This window comes from Deltaproteobacteria bacterium (assembly GCA_030690165.1).
Classification (GTDB): Bacteria; Desulfobacterota; GWC2-55-46; order UBA9637; family UBA9637; genus JACRNJ01.
In genome coordinates this window covers 1-17,352 of record JAUYHF010000014.1, presented here as the reverse complement: position 1 = coordinate 17,352, position 17,352 = coordinate 1, and the positions used below count along the sequence as shown (strand labels likewise).

The following is a 17,352-nucleotide window of genomic DNA, read 5'->3' as shown; positions in this document are numbered from 1 at the left end:
CCTCAAGGATTAAAATATTGTTGATATGATGTTAAATGTTTTTAAACTTCCACCTTGATTTACAACCCATTCTTTAAGCTATTTTTTTAACATAGATGGATAGTATTATCCATAGGTATCTGCATTCTATTTCCCTTTCAGGTCCCATGAATAATACCATGACAGATATATCTCAAGACTTTTTGATTCATTTTTTATCTCGGGGAATCTCTGCCAGTAATAATCCATGCCTAATCTGAAGACCGATTTTCTAAATTCAATACCCAATGCAGGCCCTTCTGCATTGTAATAGTTTTTTTCCTTCGTCCTGAGTCTATAGCGGTACTCTGCGTAGGTATTAAGTGTTATACTTCCGGGGAACGTAACCCAGTCAATCCCCTGATTGATCCAGCCCATGGTGCCTGAGCCTGTGAGCCCGGCGGCATCGTAATTCAGTCTTCCCCATATTGAGCCTGAAAGCCCTTCAATCACAGGCAGATCTGCCCCTGTCAATTTTTTTAAATCCCATCCATAATAATAGGTCAGATATAATTCGCGGTTCTCCGAGCTTTTATCTATCTTTGGAAACCTCTCCCAGTAATAATCCGCGCCTAATGCAAATATGGATTTTTTGAGCTCAATGCCCATCGCTGGCCCTTCTGCGTCATAAAATTCATTCTGTTTTGTCCTGGACCTGTAGCGGTACTCGACATAGGTATCTACGGTTATGTCTCCCGGCAGGACAGCCCAGTCAATCCCCTGCCTGACCCAGCCCATGGCGCCTGAGCCTGTCAGACCCCCGGTATCATGAGTCAGTATCCCCCATGTGGAGCCTGGAAAACCCTCAATCCCCATTGCCTGAGATGAAGGCATGAATATAAAAACACAGAATAATATCCCACAGAGATATGCGATTTTGCGCACAGGCATATAAAATCCCAAATTTGGCAATGGCCTCAGTGAAGGGGCAGCCACTTTTTATCCTTTCCGTATAAAAAGTAGTTTTTCTCTCTCCTGATTACTATATTGACCTCATTTTCCGCCACAAAATCTGTCCGCGGTATGGCATTTATAAACCTTCTGGAAAAGAATCCCTCATATTTAAAAGGGTTTTTTTCAATAAAGGATGCCAGCATGTATGCGGCGGCAAAATAGCTTGCGGACTCATGGATGATGACCTGCTGCCTCTTTTTCCTGTCATATTGGAATTTTCCAATAAGCTTGACCCCCACAGGTATATTTGTTATATCAGGGAGCGGTATATCCCGAAACCCAGGTTTTTGCATCGCGCTGCCATGCACCGCCCTCCCGTGCTCAGGGATGAATATAACCACAATATTCCTTCCGGAAGATTCAAGGAGATTCAAAAATCTTGCCATATCATCCAGAAGAACAGGAAGGAGTTTTTTATACTGCTCTTCCTGGTCCATTTTCCACCAGTCTTTTTCTCCTGCATTGTGCACACCGTCGTGCAAGGTTACACTGTTATAATAGAGCGCTGCTGTGTCTGACTTTGACTTCTCTCTTACAGACCACCATCTCTCAAGCGCCGAATAGTCGTTATAAACAGGGGAATCATCAAACATGCTCAACTGGGTAGGAAGGTTGGGAATATCCGCCTCCTTTACATTATTGAGATTGCCCAGCCTTTTAACCTCTTCTGTAAAATTGCCGTATTGGCCGTTATGATTTAATAAGAAATATGTTTCATAACCCATGACGCGGAGACTTTCCATAATAGAGCAGTTTGCCGGGACGTTATTATATAGGTCTCCGTGCCTTGTCTGTCCGCAGTTTGACCTCAAAAGCCTTATCGCGGACGGATTGCTGTATGCCGACACTGAATTGAAATTTGTAAACAGGTAATCAAACTCTTTAAACAAGGGATGCCCTTTAAGATTTAATGCCTCCAGGTCATCCCATGCAAGGGAGCAGATATTAAGTATCACAATATCAAAATCAGGCCTCGCTGTCTTTGGTTTCTTTAAATAGATAAACTTGGATGATTCGTGTTCATAAAAGGCCTCTAAAAATTTGTCCAATTCCTTGCTTGTGTTTCCATGCCAGTCTGAAGAGATAAGAAATGGCGCAGCAACAATTAAAATCACAGTCCCAGTCAGATTAAGTCTTCTGTAATTTCTAATTATTATGCAGAATGCGAGGATTGCAGAGAGGATAGCCATCTCTACGGGGTTGTAATATCTTAAAAGGAAATTGAATATATATTCTTTGGTCGGTATTCCCTGTTGCTGAAGGAGATTCGCTGACTCCAGAGGAGACGGAAGCCACGAATCATGCCAGAGGAGAAGTGAGCCTAATATCACGGCCACTATAGCCTTGGCAGCCGCAGCCAATCTTGACGGCTTTAATCCTTTAGGGAGAGGGATGATAAGCAACCCCATAAAGATGAGATTCCAGAGGACATCCAATCGGATATATCCCTTATAAAACAGATAGGTCTTTGCTAAAAAATAAAATATCCACACGCCCATATGGAAAGTCGCCTCTAAAACAGATATCCGTTGACTGCCAATAGATACAGGTTAAATGAATAATAGCTCTTTTCTTCAGCGTCTAACCTCTCCCTTGCCTCTTTGAAGAGCCTTTTGCTTAAGACATCATCGCCCATGTTTTTTGCCGCCAGGGCATATACGGCATAATAACCTGCCGGGGCAGGTTTTAATGAAAAGCTGTCTTTTTCCAGATCTATCCGTGATGGAAGGTAGCCTATCTGTTTATACATCTCTAATATCTTATCAACGCCTTTTGGAAATTGCGCTTTCTTTTCCGATGACATATAAAGCAAAACCCTTATAGCCTCAGCGCCAAAGTAAGAGGAACTATTTTCATATACTGAAACCTTTTCATCTTTTAAGATTACCCAGTCCGCTGGAAGGCACAGTTTGCCAAAACAGGATTGGGTAATAAGGAACAAACTATCTTTATAAACCTTTTCCCAGAAAAGCCTGTCATCTACCTCAGCAAAGTAGCGGAAGGCGGGAAAGATAAAATAAGAGGGATTTAATACAAAACCATTCTCCTTAACAAAGCCATAATAGCTGGGCAGTAAAAATGTATGCCCCTGCCATGTTATGGCAAGTTTTTTCCTTATATCTTCTATTATCTTTACTGTCTCGTTTTTATAACCTTTGTCATTCCATTTTTCATAAGCCTTTAGAAGCGAGTAGGCTATCAGGATATCGCCGTCTGTTGCATTATTGTAATCAATTACACTCCATTGTCCGTCATATCTCTTGCCCCAACTCCAGGTAAAGAGATTATCTGTCCTTACCTTGATATTATTTTTTGTCCACAGCCAGAGGCTGTCAAATACAGCCCTGTCATTATGAATAACAGCCAGCATCATGCCATAACCCTGCCCCTCGGAATGACTTATCTGATTTTGATGATAATCTATCACCCTTCCGTCCTCGCTTATAAAATCTGTCTTATACCGCTCCCATAACGCCGCATCCTCTCCTCCATAAGCAGTATTGCAGACAGACAGCGCTATAACAAGGCTAATCAGTTTTATCCGCATCTTCATTGAATATCCTCTTTGCCCTGTATCTTTTCAAGATTAAAAACAATGCCAGGCTCAAAATCAGGACTAAGAGAGCCACGGCGAGATAGGCGAGATAAGGGTATGTGTAAAGGTAGTAGTCTATTTTAGAAATCCTGCCTGCCTTGCCTGTAAAATATCTTTCCCCTGCGCTTATTGCATTCACTTTATAATTTGGCGGGTCATTAAGGTCAATGAGATTGAGGTCCCCTTTCATCTGCGACCCCACGCCAGGCTCCATCAGGGCATGGCTTAATGACAATAATTCCTTTTTAGATGCGCCTGTAAATAAAAGCGCAGTGCGCCCTTTTTTATATGGCGATTGAAATTCCATAACAGCGCCGGTATTTGGCCCGAGACCGCTTATCTGTCTGCTGGATGCAAGGGATGATTCAGCCTTCCACCCCCTTGCCACAGGATATGGAACGGTGGACTCCTTTGCAAGCCTTAACGGCGCCCCTTTTAAAAAGTCTTCCGGGATGGTCCCGCTATCGCCTATGACGATAATCTCTCCATCCCAGTTAGGCCTTTCAAAACTGACCTTGAGCCCGGATAAAGGAAAGCCGCTTTTCTGGGTGATAATGCCGATAATATTCAGCGCGGCCTCCGCTATAAAGAGGTCTTTAGAGGTTATATAGATTATTGACTCAAGGCCGTCAGGCCAGCGGGTAAAGGGAAAGCCGTCCAGCATGAACAGCTCTATCTTCGGCATCTCAATAAGATGCGGCATGGATGGAAAATGGAGGGTGGAATTATCAAAGATTGTCAGGAAAAAACCCTCATCCCTGATAATGTCGCACTCTTTAGCCACAGGGTTCAAGATAGGTATAAATTTTATAGTATTTGAGCCTGTCTTAAACAGATAGGTGGGGAGCTCCACCCTGTATCCCTCTATGTAATCCCCGGCGGGATTATTTAAAGGGATAACCCTTATGATATTACCATTAAGCATAATATTCAAAACAGAATCGCTTCGCATCCCGGCGCCGTAGGTAAAGTTAAGGACTATCTTTGCATATTGATTCGGCTTTATGAGAAAGTCAGCAGGGAGGCGGAATCTTATATCCATTGGCGCGGGGCTGAAGCCCTCAAATGTATGGGTGGTGAAGTCTAATTTTTTAAAGGTATATGTTTTATCAGAGCTCAAAACCCTTTTGCCGCTGTAAAGGGATATATCAGGCATATTGAACTGTTTCGCTGTCATCTCGTCTGTGCCAGGATATGGGATAGTGATATTGGCAAAGGTTGCCGCTGCAACCTTTATCTCCTCTACATTGCTTCCTGAAACAACGAGCAGGCCGTGCAATGGGTCTATCTGAACTGTTCCAGTCTGGCTGTTTGCTGCAGGCAGAGGCATTATCTTTAAAAACGGACCTTCTATCATGAGAGGCCCTATACTATTCTTTTTTAAAAGGGCTTGAACAAATTTTTTATCCCCTACAATTACATTGTCATAACCTGCCTTGATATCCGTTGATATATTAAAATACACCTTTCTGTAATCAAATCTTCTGGCAATCCCTGATGCGGCAATGCCTGCCAGAGTGGCCTTCTCCGATGAGAGATTTTCTATTACTATGTTTACATTGCCGGCGGGAAGTATCTTATGGTCAAACAAAAAATTAGATATTTCGGATAACTTTAATGGGATGGGTTTAAGAATATATTCAATCTCCAGAAATGATTTTTCAAGATTGACGGTTGTCCACAAATCAGGGGCGCAGAACTGCTCGCAGTTATGCGTATAATGCTGAACAGCCTGAAGGCCCAAGTCATGGTAGCCTGCGTCCATAAGCGAGGCCGGTATGGACAGATTCATCTTTCCCTCAGGGGCAAGGGGAAAGAGTTTAGTCTGACCGAGGATGGAATTATCAAACCTGACAATCAACTGTGAGTTGTCAGCTATAAGGTTTGAGGAGTTTACATAGGATATATTTAAAACAACTCTTTTAACCTTCCATCTCTCCGGAACTGGAACCGATACAGTGTATCCCCCATTTATGCACCTTAGATCCACAGATTTGAATGGCGCAAGTTTATCAAGGGAAATCTTCATGGTTTCTGTTTTTCCACCGGCGCCGGACAATGAGGCAGGGACAGACACCGATCCCCCTGCAACAGGCAGGGCATCAACGGAGCCTGACAGCGCCGCAAACCTCGCTGACACCCATGCGCCTGCCGCGGCCTTGAAGATGATTTTATACCACTGCCTGTCTGCCGTGTGCGCAACGACCTGAACAATATCGCCATTTTTTAACTTTCCGATGATATGTCCGTCTAAGGAAGGATTATCACGGACACTCAGCGAGCCTGTCTTTACCACGGCGGCAACTGCGCCTGAAACTGGGGCTGCGGCCTCTTCGGCGGCAAAAACAGGAGCGGCCATGCAAAATAGACTTACGAAAAAAAATACCTTATTCACCTTCATAAATTGTCTCCTTCTTAATCCATGGATGGGATGATCTAATCCATATCCGCAGGGATTGCAAATATCTTTTCAGCAAAACATATATCATATTATTGAGATAAATAAAACTTGCTGCAGCCCCCTTAACGCCTCTCTGGGCAAAATAATACATGTCGCCAGTTGAACTTGCGGATACTGTTCTGGAATCCAATATATCCACCCACCTTTGACTGTCGCCGTAAACAAATCTCACTACCTTTGCGAATGTATCCTTATCGTCAGCGATAAATTCAAGCCCCAAGATAGTCTTATTGCCCCTTTTTATATTTGCCCTGACCTTTGCCTTAAACTCATACCTCTCGCCGTAACTATCATGCCCTGCTATCATAATATCCCTATCTGGCTCTGGATTAGAAAACGGTACATTCACCTCAATTCCAATGCCTGTCATAGAAAGGTCTCTGATCTGTCCATTGATATACTTTCTTGAGTCTGGCTCCAATATGCTTACCTCTCCTGCAGCCTTTGCCCTATGATTGCTGCGCATCTGCCTTCTTTCAAGAAATGCGCCAAGTGTAGCCAGAGACAGTAACGTATTATAAACACACCAGGAGAATGTGACAAATATAACATCCCTGTATATTGGATAATTTACCCATTTAGATACAGCCCAAAAAATAGCGACAATATTTATTAGGCTAACCAACAAAAAGGCGGATGCCATTGGATTTGTAAATTCGCTTTCTATCGTTTTACCCTTTGGCGTAATCTTGAATGTCGGCCTTCTCGGATTTAATATCACAGATAAAACAGCAGGCAGGAGATATATTGACTGCACACTCTCATAAATTTCTGAAAAGAATGGCCTCCTTACCTTGCCGTAGAAAAAGCCCATTACCACAAAGGTGCTTATGACATGTGGGAGGGCATAGATAAGCATCTGACCAACAGATGCGTGATAGACCTTGAGCCCAAGTATAAGAAATAGGGCAGGACCTAAATAAAATATGAGCCTTGCGATGCTAAAAAGCCAGAAAAAGCTGCTATTAAAATAACAGAGCTTTTGTGGTATTGTAAGGTTATTTGCCAGCAATGGATTTGCCAAGATTAATATCTGCGTCATACCCTGGGCCCAACGGCTTCTCTGCTGGATATAATCGTCAAATGTCTCAGGAGAGAGGCCGCATATCATCGGCCTTTTGATAAACACACTATTATATCCTCTATTGTGCAGATGCAGTGATGTCTCGGCATCTTCTGTAATAGTATGTCCAGATATACCTCCAATCTCCATTAAATATTTCCTTCTTAAAAGGGCTGCAGAGCCGCAGAAATAACTGGCGTTCCAGAAATCCAGGCCGAGATGCACGCTGTGATAGAACATATCATTTTCACCTGGGGCGTTTGAGAATGAACCGATATTCTTCTCAACGGTTGTCGGATTTATAAAGAAATGTGGTGTCTGAGCGAGGAAGAGCTTCTTATCTTTTAAAAAATAGCCCACCGTATTCTTGAGAATATCCCTTGTCGGGACATGGTCGCAGTCAAGGATAAGGACAAGGTCTCCGCCGGTCTTTTTCAGCGCATGATTTAAGTTGCCTGCCTTGGCGTGAATGTTCTCTTCTCTTGCAATATAGTGGACGTCTAAATCCTGCGCCATACCGCTGAAGCGATGATATCTCTCCCATGCAGATTGAGATGTCTCTTTATTATTTCTTCTGGCAGTTGTGGCGCCGTCATCCAGTATGTATATATTCAGCTTTTCTTTGGGATAATCTATCTGTGTGGCAGCCACTGCAGTGAGTTTTACAATCTCTTCAGATTCATTGTAAGTAGGTATAAGGATGTCAACTGTGGGAAGTATAGATGGATCATCAGGAAGCGGCATGGGACTCCGCTCCAGAGGCCATAGACTGACAAACATGCCGAGAAAATGGATGGCTACAGCATACACTTCAGCCGCATAGATAAGCGCCATGCCGACCATATCCAGAGGACCTACATATATCAAGGTATCAAATGTCCTCCATATAAAATATCTTAAGGTAATAAGCCCTGCTATAAATATGAAGATAACCCTGCCGGGGACATGCTTGAATGACTCCACCCTGTTCAAAATGATGGCCATGGCCAGAAGCCCCCAACTAATAGATGCCTCATGGGAAATATTCAGATAGGCATCCGTAAAATAGATTATGGCAAAGACTAAAGCGGATGCAGCGAGATATATCGCGATATGAAATAGGGTTTCTTTGTTCAAATGCAACACCTGTGGGATGGTTGACTTATCTCTTTTGATTCGCAATATTTGTAAACCCGCACCTTTAAGATATAATTGTAAATCTTAACCCGCCCCGCCCTGCATGGGCGGCGCAGTTTCATAAACCTCTTTCAATATATCCCATGCGCCCATACTGAGAAGTCTTTCCGCCAGTTCTATGCCGATAGCCTCTGCCCTGTCAATTTGGCCTGTAATAGAATCTTTAATAATCCTTTTTCCATCTATAGACGCGACCAGACCAATGAGTTTTAGCTGATTGTTTTTAACTTCTCCGTATGCGGCGATTGGCACCTGACATCCGCCTTCGAGTTTCTTTAAAAGCGCCCGTTCTGCCCTTACTGAAATAGAAGTAGCCGGGTGGTCAAAAAAGGCCGTCAGTTCATTTATCTCTTTATCATCTATCCTTGTCTCTATGCCAAGCGCGCCCTGACCTATGGCAGGAAGGCTAATTTCGGGTGAAAGGTATTCGGTAATCCTTTCAGACCATCCGAGCCTTTTAAGTCCCGCTGCTGCGAGGATGATTGCATCAAAGTGTCCTTCATTAAGTTTTCTTAAACGTGTGTTAAGGTTTCCTCTTAACTGCTCAATCTTTAAATCAGGTCTTACATTAAGCAATTGAGATGAACGTCTAAGGCTGCTTGTGCCGATACTTGCGCCGTAAGCCAGGTCTTTAAACTTTTGACTTTTGACTTTTAACTTTTGACTTATTATAAACGCATCCCTTGGGTCTTCCCTCTCTGTAATTGCAGCAAGGTGCAATCCGTTGGGAAAATCAGTCGGCACATCCTTCATGGAATGCACAGCCAGATCAATCCTTTTTCCCAGCAGAGCTTCTTCAATCTCTTTTACAAAAAGCCCTTTGCCGCCGACCTTTGCAAGAGGCACATCAAGGATTTTATCTCCTGTTGTTTTGATCTTTATTATCTCTACTTCAAGGTTCTTATATCTTTTTCCCAGCTCTGACTTTACCCAGTTTGCCTGCCACAATGCAAGCTGGCTACCGCGTGAGCCGAGTTTAATCTTTCTTTTCAATTTATACTCTCCTTCTTGGAACTATCCTTCTTCAGCCTTTTTTGCCTCTTTATCTGCCTCTGCGTCTAGATCAAACAGTTTTCTTGCCGCCTCTATATAAAAATCCCCCTCCACCTTGTTTGCCTCTTTTTTAAGATGGGTTACAGGGTCGTGAACTACCTTATTGATTATTGCCTTTGTCATGGCGTCTATTGTCTCTTTATCCTTTTCCTGCAGGTTATTCATCCCTGACAATGCCTTTTCCATCTCGCCCTTTCTTATCTCTTCAAATTTTTTCTTTAATGCCACAATGGTCGGCACCACATCAAGGGACTTGACCCATCTATGGAAATTGCCCAATTCCTCATTGATAATTGCCTCAGCCTCTTTCGCCTCTTTTGCCCTTTCTTTTAAATTTGCCTCAACAACGCCCTGAAGGTCGTCAACATTATAAAGGTAGATGTTATCTATATTGTTTATAAGCGGGTCTATATTCCGGGGAACAGAGATGTCAATAAAAAACATTGACCGGTTCTTTCGCTCCTTTATTACCTCCTCTATCTGCTCAGGATGTATTATGAATTTAGGCGCGGCAGTTGAAGCAATGACAATATCCACCTTTTTAAGATAATGGGTAAACTCTCTGAACATGATAGGCGTGCCATTGAAGCCCTTGGCCATCTCTATAGCCTTTTCGTAGGTTCTGTTTGCCACGATTATCTCCTGCACTCCGCTTGAAAGGAGATGCCTGGCTGCAAGTTCAGCCATCTCTCCGGCGCCTATAAGCATAGCTATCTTGCCCTCAAGCGTTCCAAAGATTTTTTTTGCCAGCTCCACTGCTGCGTAGCTTACGGAGACTGCGCTGGAGCCTATCTTTGTCTCTGTGCGGATCCTCTTTGCAACCGAGAATGCCTTGTGAAAAAGCTTATTCATTATAACGCCGGCGGTTTTGTGCTGGAGGGCGTAACCATAGGCATCCTTTACCTGACCCAGTATCTGCGGCTCTCCTATGATCATTGAATCAATGCCTGAAGAAACCCGGAAGATATGCCTTACCGCATCTTCTGATGTATAGGCATAAAGATGCTTATCTAATCCTTCCAGAGGTATGTTGTGATATTCTGATAAGAACTTCTTTACCTGCCACAGCCCCTTTTCAATGTCCCTCGTAACAGCAAATACCTCAACCCTGTTGCATGTGGATATAATAACCCCTTCGTTTATTTCATAGGCTGTGCATAGCCTGTTTAACGGCTCGCCTATTGTTTGGGCAGGAAATGAAAGCCTCTCCCTTATCTCAACAGGCGCTGTTTTATGACTGAGACCGACTACGATTAGATTCATTTGAAACCTCTGAAAAGCTCACCGACAAAGAATTTTCTATTGCTTTTTGATGATGACCCTTGCAAATCTTCTTTTACCCACCTGCAGCAAATAATTTTTATTGGCAGGCAGCCTTAAGTTTATATCAGATACTCTCATTCCGTCAATACTAACTCCCCCCTGCTGGATAAGTCTTCTTGCCTCTGAGCTTGAAGGAACCAAACCAATTGTTTTTAAAATATCAACAACCCCTGCATAGTCGGTCTGAATGGCAATAACCTTTTCTTCTATATCCTCCGGGATATCTTTGGCCTTGAATACCTTATCAAATTCAGAGGCTGCCTTAATTGCAGAGTCGCTTCCATAAAATCTTGTTGTCATCTCTTTTGCAAGTCTGACCTTGGCATCCTTTGGATGAACCGCGCCATTTTTTAAACCTTGTTTTAATTCTTCAAGTTCTGTGTTGGAGAGAGAGCTTAAAAGTTCATAATATCTTAGCATCAGTTCGTCTGACACAGACATTATCTTTCCAAATATTTCTCCGGGAGGTTCGGTAATCCCTATATAATTCCCAAGGGATTTGCTCATCTTCTGCACGCCGTCAGTCCCTTCGAGAAGCGGCATGGTGATGACAACCTGAGGCGTCTGGCCAAATTCTCTCTGGAGTTCCCTGCCTACCAAAAGATTGAATTTCTGGTCTGTTCCGCCGATTTCCACATCAGCCTTCAATACTACAGAGTCATAACCCTGAATGAGCGGATACAAAAATTCATGGATTGCAATCGGCCTGTTGCCCGTATAGCGTTTTTTAAAGTCATCACGTTCAAGCATTCTGGCAACGGTATGTTTGGAGGCAAGGAGTATAAAGTCTGCTACAGGGAGATTATTCATCCAGCGGCTGTTGAATGCTATTTCGGTTTTTTCCTCATCCAGAATTTTAAATATCTGGGCCTTGTATGTCTCTGCGTTTTTAGCCACATCGTCTTTTGTTAAGGGTTTTCTGGTCTCGGACTTGCCTGTTGGGTCGCCAATCATGCCGGTAAAATCGCCGATGAGGAATATCACATGATGTCCTAATTCTTGAAATTGTTTCAATTTTTGAATAAGAACAGTATGACCAAGATGGAGGTCAGGGGCTGTAGGGTCAAAGCCTGCCTTGATGCGGAGAGGTTTGCCGTCTTTTGCGGCATTTTGCAATTTTTCTTTCAGTTCTTCTTCTGATATAAGATCAACAATCCCTCTTTTTATAATAGAAAGTTGTGTCGTAATATCTATCATGGTTTGCATCGGTCTCTAATTTTTTCCTAACGTCTACAACCTCTTCTATAATGGTATATTTATTCTTTCAATAGCCATTGCCTTGCCGCTTACTACATCTATAGACACTACAACACCCTGCATTATAACATCATTTGCAGCCACCTCGAACTTTTGCGGCATCTGCGTAAGAAATCTTTCAAGAACCGGCTCCTTTTGCATTCCAATCACTGAATTTAAAGAACCAGTCATACCTGCATCAGTTATGAATGCTGTTCCTTGAGGGAATATCCTTTCATCGGCGGTCTGAACATGGGTGTGTGTGCCTATCACAGCGCTTACCTTGCCGTCAAGAAACCAGGCCATCGCAGCCTTTTCAGAGGTTGTTTCAGCGTGCATATCAAGAATAATTATGGGTGTTTCATGCGTTATCTGTTTCAGTATTTCACTGCCAACCCTGAACGGGCAATCAAGATTGTCCATAAAGACCCTTCCGCAAAGGTTGAAAATGCCTATCTTTATATCCGACCTTGTTTTCATTACTGCCCAACCGGAACCTGGAACTCCTTCAGGATAGTTGGCAGGCCTCAAGAGCCATTTTTTATCCCTGATATAACCTATAATCTCCTTTTTATCCCAGATGTGATTGCCTGATGTTATCACATCAATATTAAGACCAATAAGCTCTTCTGCTATATTCGGCGTAATCCCAAACCCGCCGGCAGCATTTTCGCCGTTTGCTATGATAAAATCTATTGCGTATTTTTCTATTATATCCGGCAGAAGCCCCTTAACCGCATTCCTGCCCGGTCTTCCGATGATATCTCCAATAAAGAAAACCTTGACTGTCTCGGCCGTATTGTTATTTTGCATAATCAACGGCGCGGGTTTCCCGTATGACCGTAACCTTTATCTGCCCGGGATAATTCAACTCCTTTTCTATCTTTCTTGCTATATCATTAGAAAGCATAACAGCAGCCTCATCCGATATAGACTGGTTGCTTACAATAACCCTTATCTCTCTTCCCGCCTGAATTGCATAAGATTTTTCAACGCCGGAAAATGATGTTGCTATCTTCTCAAGGTCTTCAAGCCTTTTTACATAAGTCTCCATCATCTCTTTTCTAGCGCCTGGTCTTGCAGCAGAAAGGGCATCGGCTGCCTGAACCAATATGCCGAAAATATTCTCAGGATGGTCATCATGATGGGTGGCAATGGCTGCAACTATCTTTGAGTTTTCGCCGTATTTCTTTGCCAGATCGCCGCCTATAACTGCATGGGAACCTTCGATCTCGTGATCGACCGCCTTTCCTATATCGTGAAGAAGGCCTGCCCTTTTTGCCTGCTTTTCAGGAAGCCCCAATTCAGCCGCCATAATCCCGCAGATGAACGCAACCTCAATCGAATGGACATAGACATTTTGCGCATAGCTTGTTCTGAATTTAAGCCGGCCTACAAGCTTTATCAGTTCGGGATGAAGACCATGAATCCCGACATCAAAGACAGCCTGCTCGCCAGCCTCTTTAATCGTCTGTTCAATCTCCTGCTCAACCTTGCTTACAATCTCCTCAATCCTTGCGGGATGTATCCTTCCGTCAGCCACAAGCCTCTCCAGTGTTACCTTTGCCACCTCTCTCCTTACCGGGTTGTGGCCGGAGAGTATCACAGCCTCAGGCGTATCGTCTATAATAATATCAATGCCCGTAGCGGCTTCTATTGCCCTTATATTACGGCCCTCTCTGCCGATAATTCTTCCTTTCATCTCGTCATTTGGAAGATTCACAACAGACACAGTTCTCTCCGCAACATATTCGCCTGCATATCTTTGAATGGCAAGTGCCATAATCTCTCTGGCCTTATTGGCAGCCATTTCCCTGGTTTCATCCTCAATCCTTTTTATAGCCTTGGCAGCATCGGTCTTTGCCTCATTTTCCATAATCTCCACAAGACCCTTTTTAGCCTCATCCGCAGACATGCCTGCTATCTGTTCCAGTTTAAGCCTTTGTCTGTCCAAAAGGGCGGCACATTCCTTTTCCATCTCCTGAATCTTCTTTTCTTGCTGGTCTGAATTTCTATCCCTTTTAGTAATCTCGCTGTCCCTTCTATCTAGCGTCTCAATCTTTTTATCAAGGTTCTCCTCTTTGGCAACAAGTCTTTTTTCCAGATTCTGTAGTTCCTGTCTTCGTTCTCTCGTCTCCTTATCAAGCTCAATCTTGCTTTGATACAGTTTGTCCTTTGCCTGTAGGCTGGCCTCCTTTTTTATGGTCCCAGCCTCTTTTTGGGCCTCCACAACGATAGACTCAGCAAGGTTCTTTGCAGCTTCTATATTCACCACCGTAGTTTTTTTTCTAATAAGATAACCTGCTGCCAACCCTATCAAAATTCCGGCAATCGCAATCAGCGCTATTAACAAGTTGATATCCAAATTAATCACCCCTTTCTATATTTATTCCGTTAGACGGCCTTATGGCTTGTAACGGGATAAAATTAAATTTGTTCTATGTAAAATTTTTAAAACCTATGTTAGCCTTGAGCCGGATTTATTACCCTGCTTTCTGTGATTATCCTGCCAATCTTTATATCATGGGCCTCTGCAGGGACCATGTCCAATATTTGAAAATCAAATGCAAGGGCCGCAACAAGACAGCCCTGTTTTACGCTGCCAAGCGCCCTGTCGTAATAACCCTTCCCATATCCAAGCCTGTTGCCGGCTGCATCAAATGCAAGACCCGGCACAATCATGATATCAAATGATGATGGCGCTCTTATATCCAATTCACGGTCATGCGCGGGTTCGTGTATTTTATATGAACCCTGACTAAAATCTTTCTTTCCATGCACTCTCAAAAACACCAGTCCTTTTTTCCCCCGGACAATTCGCGGGAAAAAGACTTCCTTTCCATGAGCAAGGGCATACCCAAAGATAGCGTCAGTAAGAACCTCATTTTTAAAACTCGCATACAGAGCCAGCCGTTTTGCATATTGCAATTCCCTTATTTCCAAAAATCTTTCCTGGATTAGTGAGCTTAATTTGAAAACTTCCTCAAATGGCAATCTTAACCGTCTTTGAAGGACATCCCTTCTCAAGGAATCTTTTTTCTCAGCAATTGATAACACTTATTCTTGATATACCCTGGAAGTTTCTGGGCTTGTATTGCGCATAAACAATGCGGCGGATTAGGAAGGTATTTGAACAGGGGATGCGGCTATAGGGTTGACTATAATGGAAACGGAAACCTTACACAACACCCGTCTCCGGATTTAGGGACATTAAAAACTTTTCTCTTTCTTTTACGAACAAAAAATTTATTTTTTTGATAAAAGTAACAGTCTTTATTAGCATACCCCATTCCCCTTGATCCAAAAAAACCTTCCTAATCTTTTTTCTCCCCCGCTTTAATGCCGTGTTGATGGGTTATTTGAACCTATATAAATAGGTGGGTACCTTTAAAATAACTGCTTTCGACCCTTCCAATCCATCCCAATAAATGGGCGGGAATCCGTCGGCTGACAGTCAGGGAAGGTTCCCTTATTTAATAGTGTTGGTTCTAAATATACCCATAATCACGAACATAGCAGGGGAGAAATCTAATCTGTCCGTTTGTCTATAAGCTTTGAAAGTTCCCTTGCCCTGCCTTCCAGTTTTACCACTCTCTCCTTTGCTTCAAAATAATCATCTGTAATATTCATTGCTGCAAGTAATGCCACATTAAGCGTTGAAACAGCCTTTGAGTTTTTTTTAACCTCCTCTATTTTGCTGTTTAAATAATCCACTACCATTTTAACATGCTCCTCGCCATCTTCACTCTTCACAAGAAGCTTCTGCTCCAGAATATTTACCTCTACTACTGGCAATATCACCCCTTATGCGGTTTGAATCAACCCCTCCACCCTTTCCAGAAGGGTTTCTACCTTCCCCCTTATCAAGCCCTTTTCTTTGCTGAATTTCTCAAGTTTCAAATGCAGACCTTCTATCTCTCTATCCTTTAAATTTAACGTCTCTGTTAATCTTTTGTTTTCTTCCTTCAACTCCGCATGTTGCTCTATAAGTTTTTCAACCTTTTTCTCCAACTGTTCAAACACCGCCAGTTCCATGAAAAAATCCTCCAATAGTGAAATCATAATAAACCTTTTAAAACCGCAAGTCAAGTATAAAAAAAGCAAAGGTAATGTATTATTTGGAGGTGTTTTTATGGCAAAGATAGCAATGGTCATAGCAAGGGTAGAGCCTGAACTCAAGAAGGATTTAGAGAAGGTATTAAAGAGATAGGCATGTCCATAACAGAGGCTGTTAATCTCTTTCTCTCACAGGTAAGACTATAGAAGGGCTTGCCCTTTGATGTCCGGATTCCTAACAAAACTACTTTAAAAGATATGAGGGTCTTAAACCCATTGAGAATATTGGCGGAGGGTGAGGGACTCGAACCCCCAAGGGCGTTAGCCCGCTGGTTTTCAAGACCTTTCAAGCATATTTTTAAACATTCCTTCAAACCCTTGTAAATCCTTACAAACCCTTGCCAGTCATTGCTTTGCAGGCAATAAAACAAGTCAGGTGGAGTCAGGTAAAATCAGCATAGAAAAGATGCTCTTAGGCACAATTTAGGCACAGTAAAACCAGACAGCCTCAAGGTCTTAACTGGCCTTGAGGCTTTTTTATTTCCTTGCAATACTATAATCTATATGTTATAAACAAACCCAATGGATTGGACAGTTGAATATTACAAGGACAGAGAAGGTAAAGAGCCGACAGCAGAATTTATTGAGGCATTATCAAATGAAGCAAAGGTTAAAGTTTTCAGGATTATTAAACTCTTAAAGGATTATGGAGTATTACTCAAAGAGCCTTACACAAGGCAGGTAAAGGGCAAGATTAGAGAACTACGGATTAAGGATAATCAAGGGGCTATAAGGATTTTATATTTTACCTATACAGGCAAGCGGTTTATTCTTTTGCATGGCTTTGTAAAGAAAACAGATAAGACACCTGTAAGAGAGGTGGAGGTTGCAGAGAAAAGGTTAAATGATTTTATACAGAGACAAGGAGGGTAATCACATGAAAGGCACTTATGTAAGAGGTAGAACATTAGAGGAACATATAAAGGAGCAGATGAAAGCCCCTGCATTTAAAAAGGCATGGCATGACCTTGACCCTGAATTTGAACTCTTGGAGAGCATGTTAAAGATAAGAGGAAAAGCAGGCATTTCACAAACAGAGCTTGCCAAAAGGATGGGGGTTAAACAGCCTGCATTATCAAGGCTTGAAAGAGGCGGAATTGGCAAGGCAAGCGTAGAGACCCTAAAGAAGATTGCAGATGCGCTTAATGCAAGGCTTATTGTAAAACTTGAGCCTAAACCTGTCCCCGAAGGTAGTAATCGGGGGAAGGCCAAAGCAGGGTAATGTCAATTATTATGTGTCAGTAAGAAAGGGGTATTAGTTCCCTCCTTTTTGTTTTCATAGGTAAATACAGCATACAGTATTCTTTCCATACTCGTTCTGTCGCTGAACACACCCATAGGTCTTGTCCTTCTCCT

16 protein-coding genes and 1 other RNA gene are annotated in these 17,352 nt (G+C 42.7%); 3 read left to right on the top strand and 14 right to left on the bottom strand.

What is annotated here, in order from left to right:
* Positions 1–126: 126 nt before the first annotated feature.
* From Q8P28_03600 to zapB, 14 genes are all read right to left on the bottom strand, one after another.
* Positions 127–909, bottom strand: coding sequence for a hypothetical protein (locus tag Q8P28_03600; protein MDP2681880.1), 783 nt, complete (start codon positions 907–909; stop codon positions 127–129).
* A 26-nt stretch (positions 910–935) separates the two neighbouring features.
* Entirely contained in the window at positions 936–2,471 is a 1,536-nt protein-coding gene (gene bcsG / locus Q8P28_03595) for a cellulose biosynthesis protein BcsG (GenBank protein MDP2681879.1), read from the bottom strand.
* Between the two features lie 14 nt (positions 2,472–2,485).
* The gene (locus tag Q8P28_03590) at positions 2,486–3,526 is read right to left on the bottom strand and encodes a glycosyl hydrolase family 8 (GenBank protein MDP2681878.1); all 1,041 of its coding nucleotides are present in this window, start codon (positions 3,524–3,526) and stop codon (positions 2,486–2,488) included.
* A complete protein-coding gene (locus tag Q8P28_03585) occupies positions 3,501–5,969 on the bottom strand; it encodes a cellulose biosynthesis cyclic di-GMP-binding regulatory protein BcsB (protein ID MDP2681877.1) in 2,469 nt (822 codons plus the stop codon). Before Q8P28_03585 ends, Q8P28_03590 begins: the two co-directional genes overlap by 26 nt.
* Positions 5,956–8,208 carry a UDP-forming cellulose synthase catalytic subunit gene (gene bcsA, locus Q8P28_03580; protein MDP2681876.1) on the bottom strand — a complete coding sequence of 751 codons (2,253 nt, stop codon included), beginning with the start codon at positions 8,206–8,208 and terminating at the stop codon, positions 5,956–5,958. The genes Q8P28_03585 and bcsA overlap by 14 nt, the downstream gene beginning before the upstream one ends.
* 84 nt (positions 8,209–8,292) lie before the next feature.
* A complete protein-coding gene (gene hemC, locus Q8P28_03575) occupies positions 8,293–9,261 on the bottom strand; it encodes a hydroxymethylbilane synthase (protein MDP2681875.1) in 969 nt (322 codons plus the stop codon).
* Between the two features lie 21 nt (positions 9,262–9,282).
* The gene (hemA, locus tag Q8P28_03570) at positions 9,283–10,584 is read right to left on the bottom strand and encodes a glutamyl-tRNA reductase (GenBank protein ID MDP2681874.1); all 1,302 of its coding nucleotides are present in this window, start codon (positions 10,582–10,584) and stop codon (positions 9,283–9,285) included.
* 36 nt (positions 10,585–10,620) lie between these two features.
* Positions 10,621–11,838 (bottom strand): tyrosine--tRNA ligase, encoded by a 1,218-nt coding sequence (gene tyrS / locus Q8P28_03565; GenBank protein ID MDP2681873.1) that lies wholly within the window; start codon positions 11,836–11,838, stop codon positions 10,621–10,623.
* 48 nt (positions 11,839–11,886) lie between these two features.
* On the bottom strand, positions 11,887–12,693 hold the full coding sequence (locus Q8P28_03560; protein MDP2681872.1) for a TIGR00282 family metallophosphoesterase: 807 nt from the start codon (positions 12,691–12,693) through the stop codon (positions 11,887–11,889).
* Positions 12,683–14,245, bottom strand: coding sequence for a ribonuclease Y (gene rny / locus Q8P28_03555; protein MDP2681871.1), 1,563 nt, complete (start codon positions 14,243–14,245; stop codon positions 12,683–12,685). The genes Q8P28_03560 and rny overlap by 11 nt, the downstream gene beginning before the upstream one ends.
* 98 nt (positions 14,246–14,343) lie before the next feature.
* Positions 14,344–14,937 carry a 5-formyltetrahydrofolate cyclo-ligase gene (locus tag Q8P28_03550; protein ID MDP2681870.1) on the bottom strand — a complete coding sequence of 198 codons (594 nt, stop codon included), beginning with the start codon at positions 14,935–14,937 and terminating at the stop codon, positions 14,344–14,346.
* Between the two features lie 267 nt (positions 14,938–15,204).
* Positions 15,205–15,405, bottom strand: a non-coding RNA gene (gene ssrS, locus Q8P28_03545) — 6S RNA.
* Positions 15,406–15,408: 3 nt separating this feature from the next.
* On the bottom strand, positions 15,409–15,675 hold the full coding sequence (locus Q8P28_03540; protein MDP2681869.1) for a cell division protein ZapA: 267 nt from the start codon (positions 15,673–15,675) through the stop codon (positions 15,409–15,411).
* 9 nt (positions 15,676–15,684) lie between these two features.
* Positions 15,685–15,915, bottom strand: coding sequence for a cell division protein ZapB (gene zapB, locus Q8P28_03535; protein ID MDP2681868.1), 231 nt, complete (start codon positions 15,913–15,915; stop codon positions 15,685–15,687).
* Here zapB and Q8P28_03530 point away from each other — a divergent pair.
* From Q8P28_03530 to Q8P28_03520, 3 genes are all read left to right on the top strand, one after another.
* On the top strand, positions 15,914–16,090 hold the full coding sequence (locus tag Q8P28_03530; protein ID MDP2681867.1) for a hypothetical protein: 177 nt from the start codon (positions 15,914–15,916) through the stop codon (positions 16,088–16,090). The two genes, zapB and Q8P28_03530, sit on opposite strands and share 2 nt — an antisense overlap.
* 428 nt (positions 16,091–16,518) lie before the next feature.
* Positions 16,519–16,869, top strand: a complete 351-nt coding sequence (locus Q8P28_03525) for a type II toxin-antitoxin system RelE/ParE family toxin (protein MDP2681866.1) — start codon at positions 16,519–16,521, stop codon at positions 16,867–16,869.
* Between the two features lie 4 nt (positions 16,870–16,873).
* Positions 16,874–17,218 (top strand): helix-turn-helix transcriptional regulator, encoded by a 345-nt coding sequence (locus Q8P28_03520; protein ID MDP2681865.1) that lies wholly within the window; start codon positions 16,874–16,876, stop codon positions 17,216–17,218.
* Positions 17,219–17,352: the final 134 nt, after the last annotated feature.

Coding starts and splice junctions, on each gene's coding strand:
- Q8P28_03560 (MDP2681872.1), bottom strand. CDS start 12,693: ATGCAAAATAACAATACGGCCGAGACAGTCAAGGTTTTCTTTATTGGA.
- Q8P28_03530 (MDP2681867.1), top strand. CDS start 15,914: ATGAAAAAATCCTCCAATAGTGAAATCATAATAAACCTTTTAAAACCG.
- hemA (MDP2681874.1), bottom strand. CDS start 10,584: ATGAATCTAATCGTAGTCGGTCTCAGTCATAAAACAGCGCCTGTTGAG.
- Q8P28_03600 (MDP2681880.1), bottom strand. CDS start 909: ATGCCTGTGCGCAAAATCGCATATCTCTGTGGGATATTATTCTGTGTT.
- Q8P28_03520 (MDP2681865.1), top strand. CDS start 16,874: ATGAAAGGCACTTATGTAAGAGGTAGAACATTAGAGGAACATATAAAG.
- bcsG (MDP2681879.1), bottom strand. CDS start 2,471: ATGGGCGTGTGGATATTTTATTTTTTAGCAAAGACCTATCTGTTTTAT.
- zapB (MDP2681868.1), bottom strand. CDS start 15,915: ATGGAACTGGCGGTGTTTGAACAGTTGGAGAAAAAGGTTGAAAAACTT.
- Q8P28_03585 (MDP2681877.1), bottom strand. CDS start 5,969: ATGAAGGTGAATAAGGTATTTTTTTTCGTAAGTCTATTTTGCATGGCC.
- Q8P28_03525 (MDP2681866.1), top strand. CDS start 16,519: ATGGATTGGACAGTTGAATATTACAAGGACAGAGAAGGTAAAGAGCCG.
- Q8P28_03590 (MDP2681878.1), bottom strand. CDS start 3,526: ATGAAGATGCGGATAAAACTGATTAGCCTTGTTATAGCGCTGTCTGTC.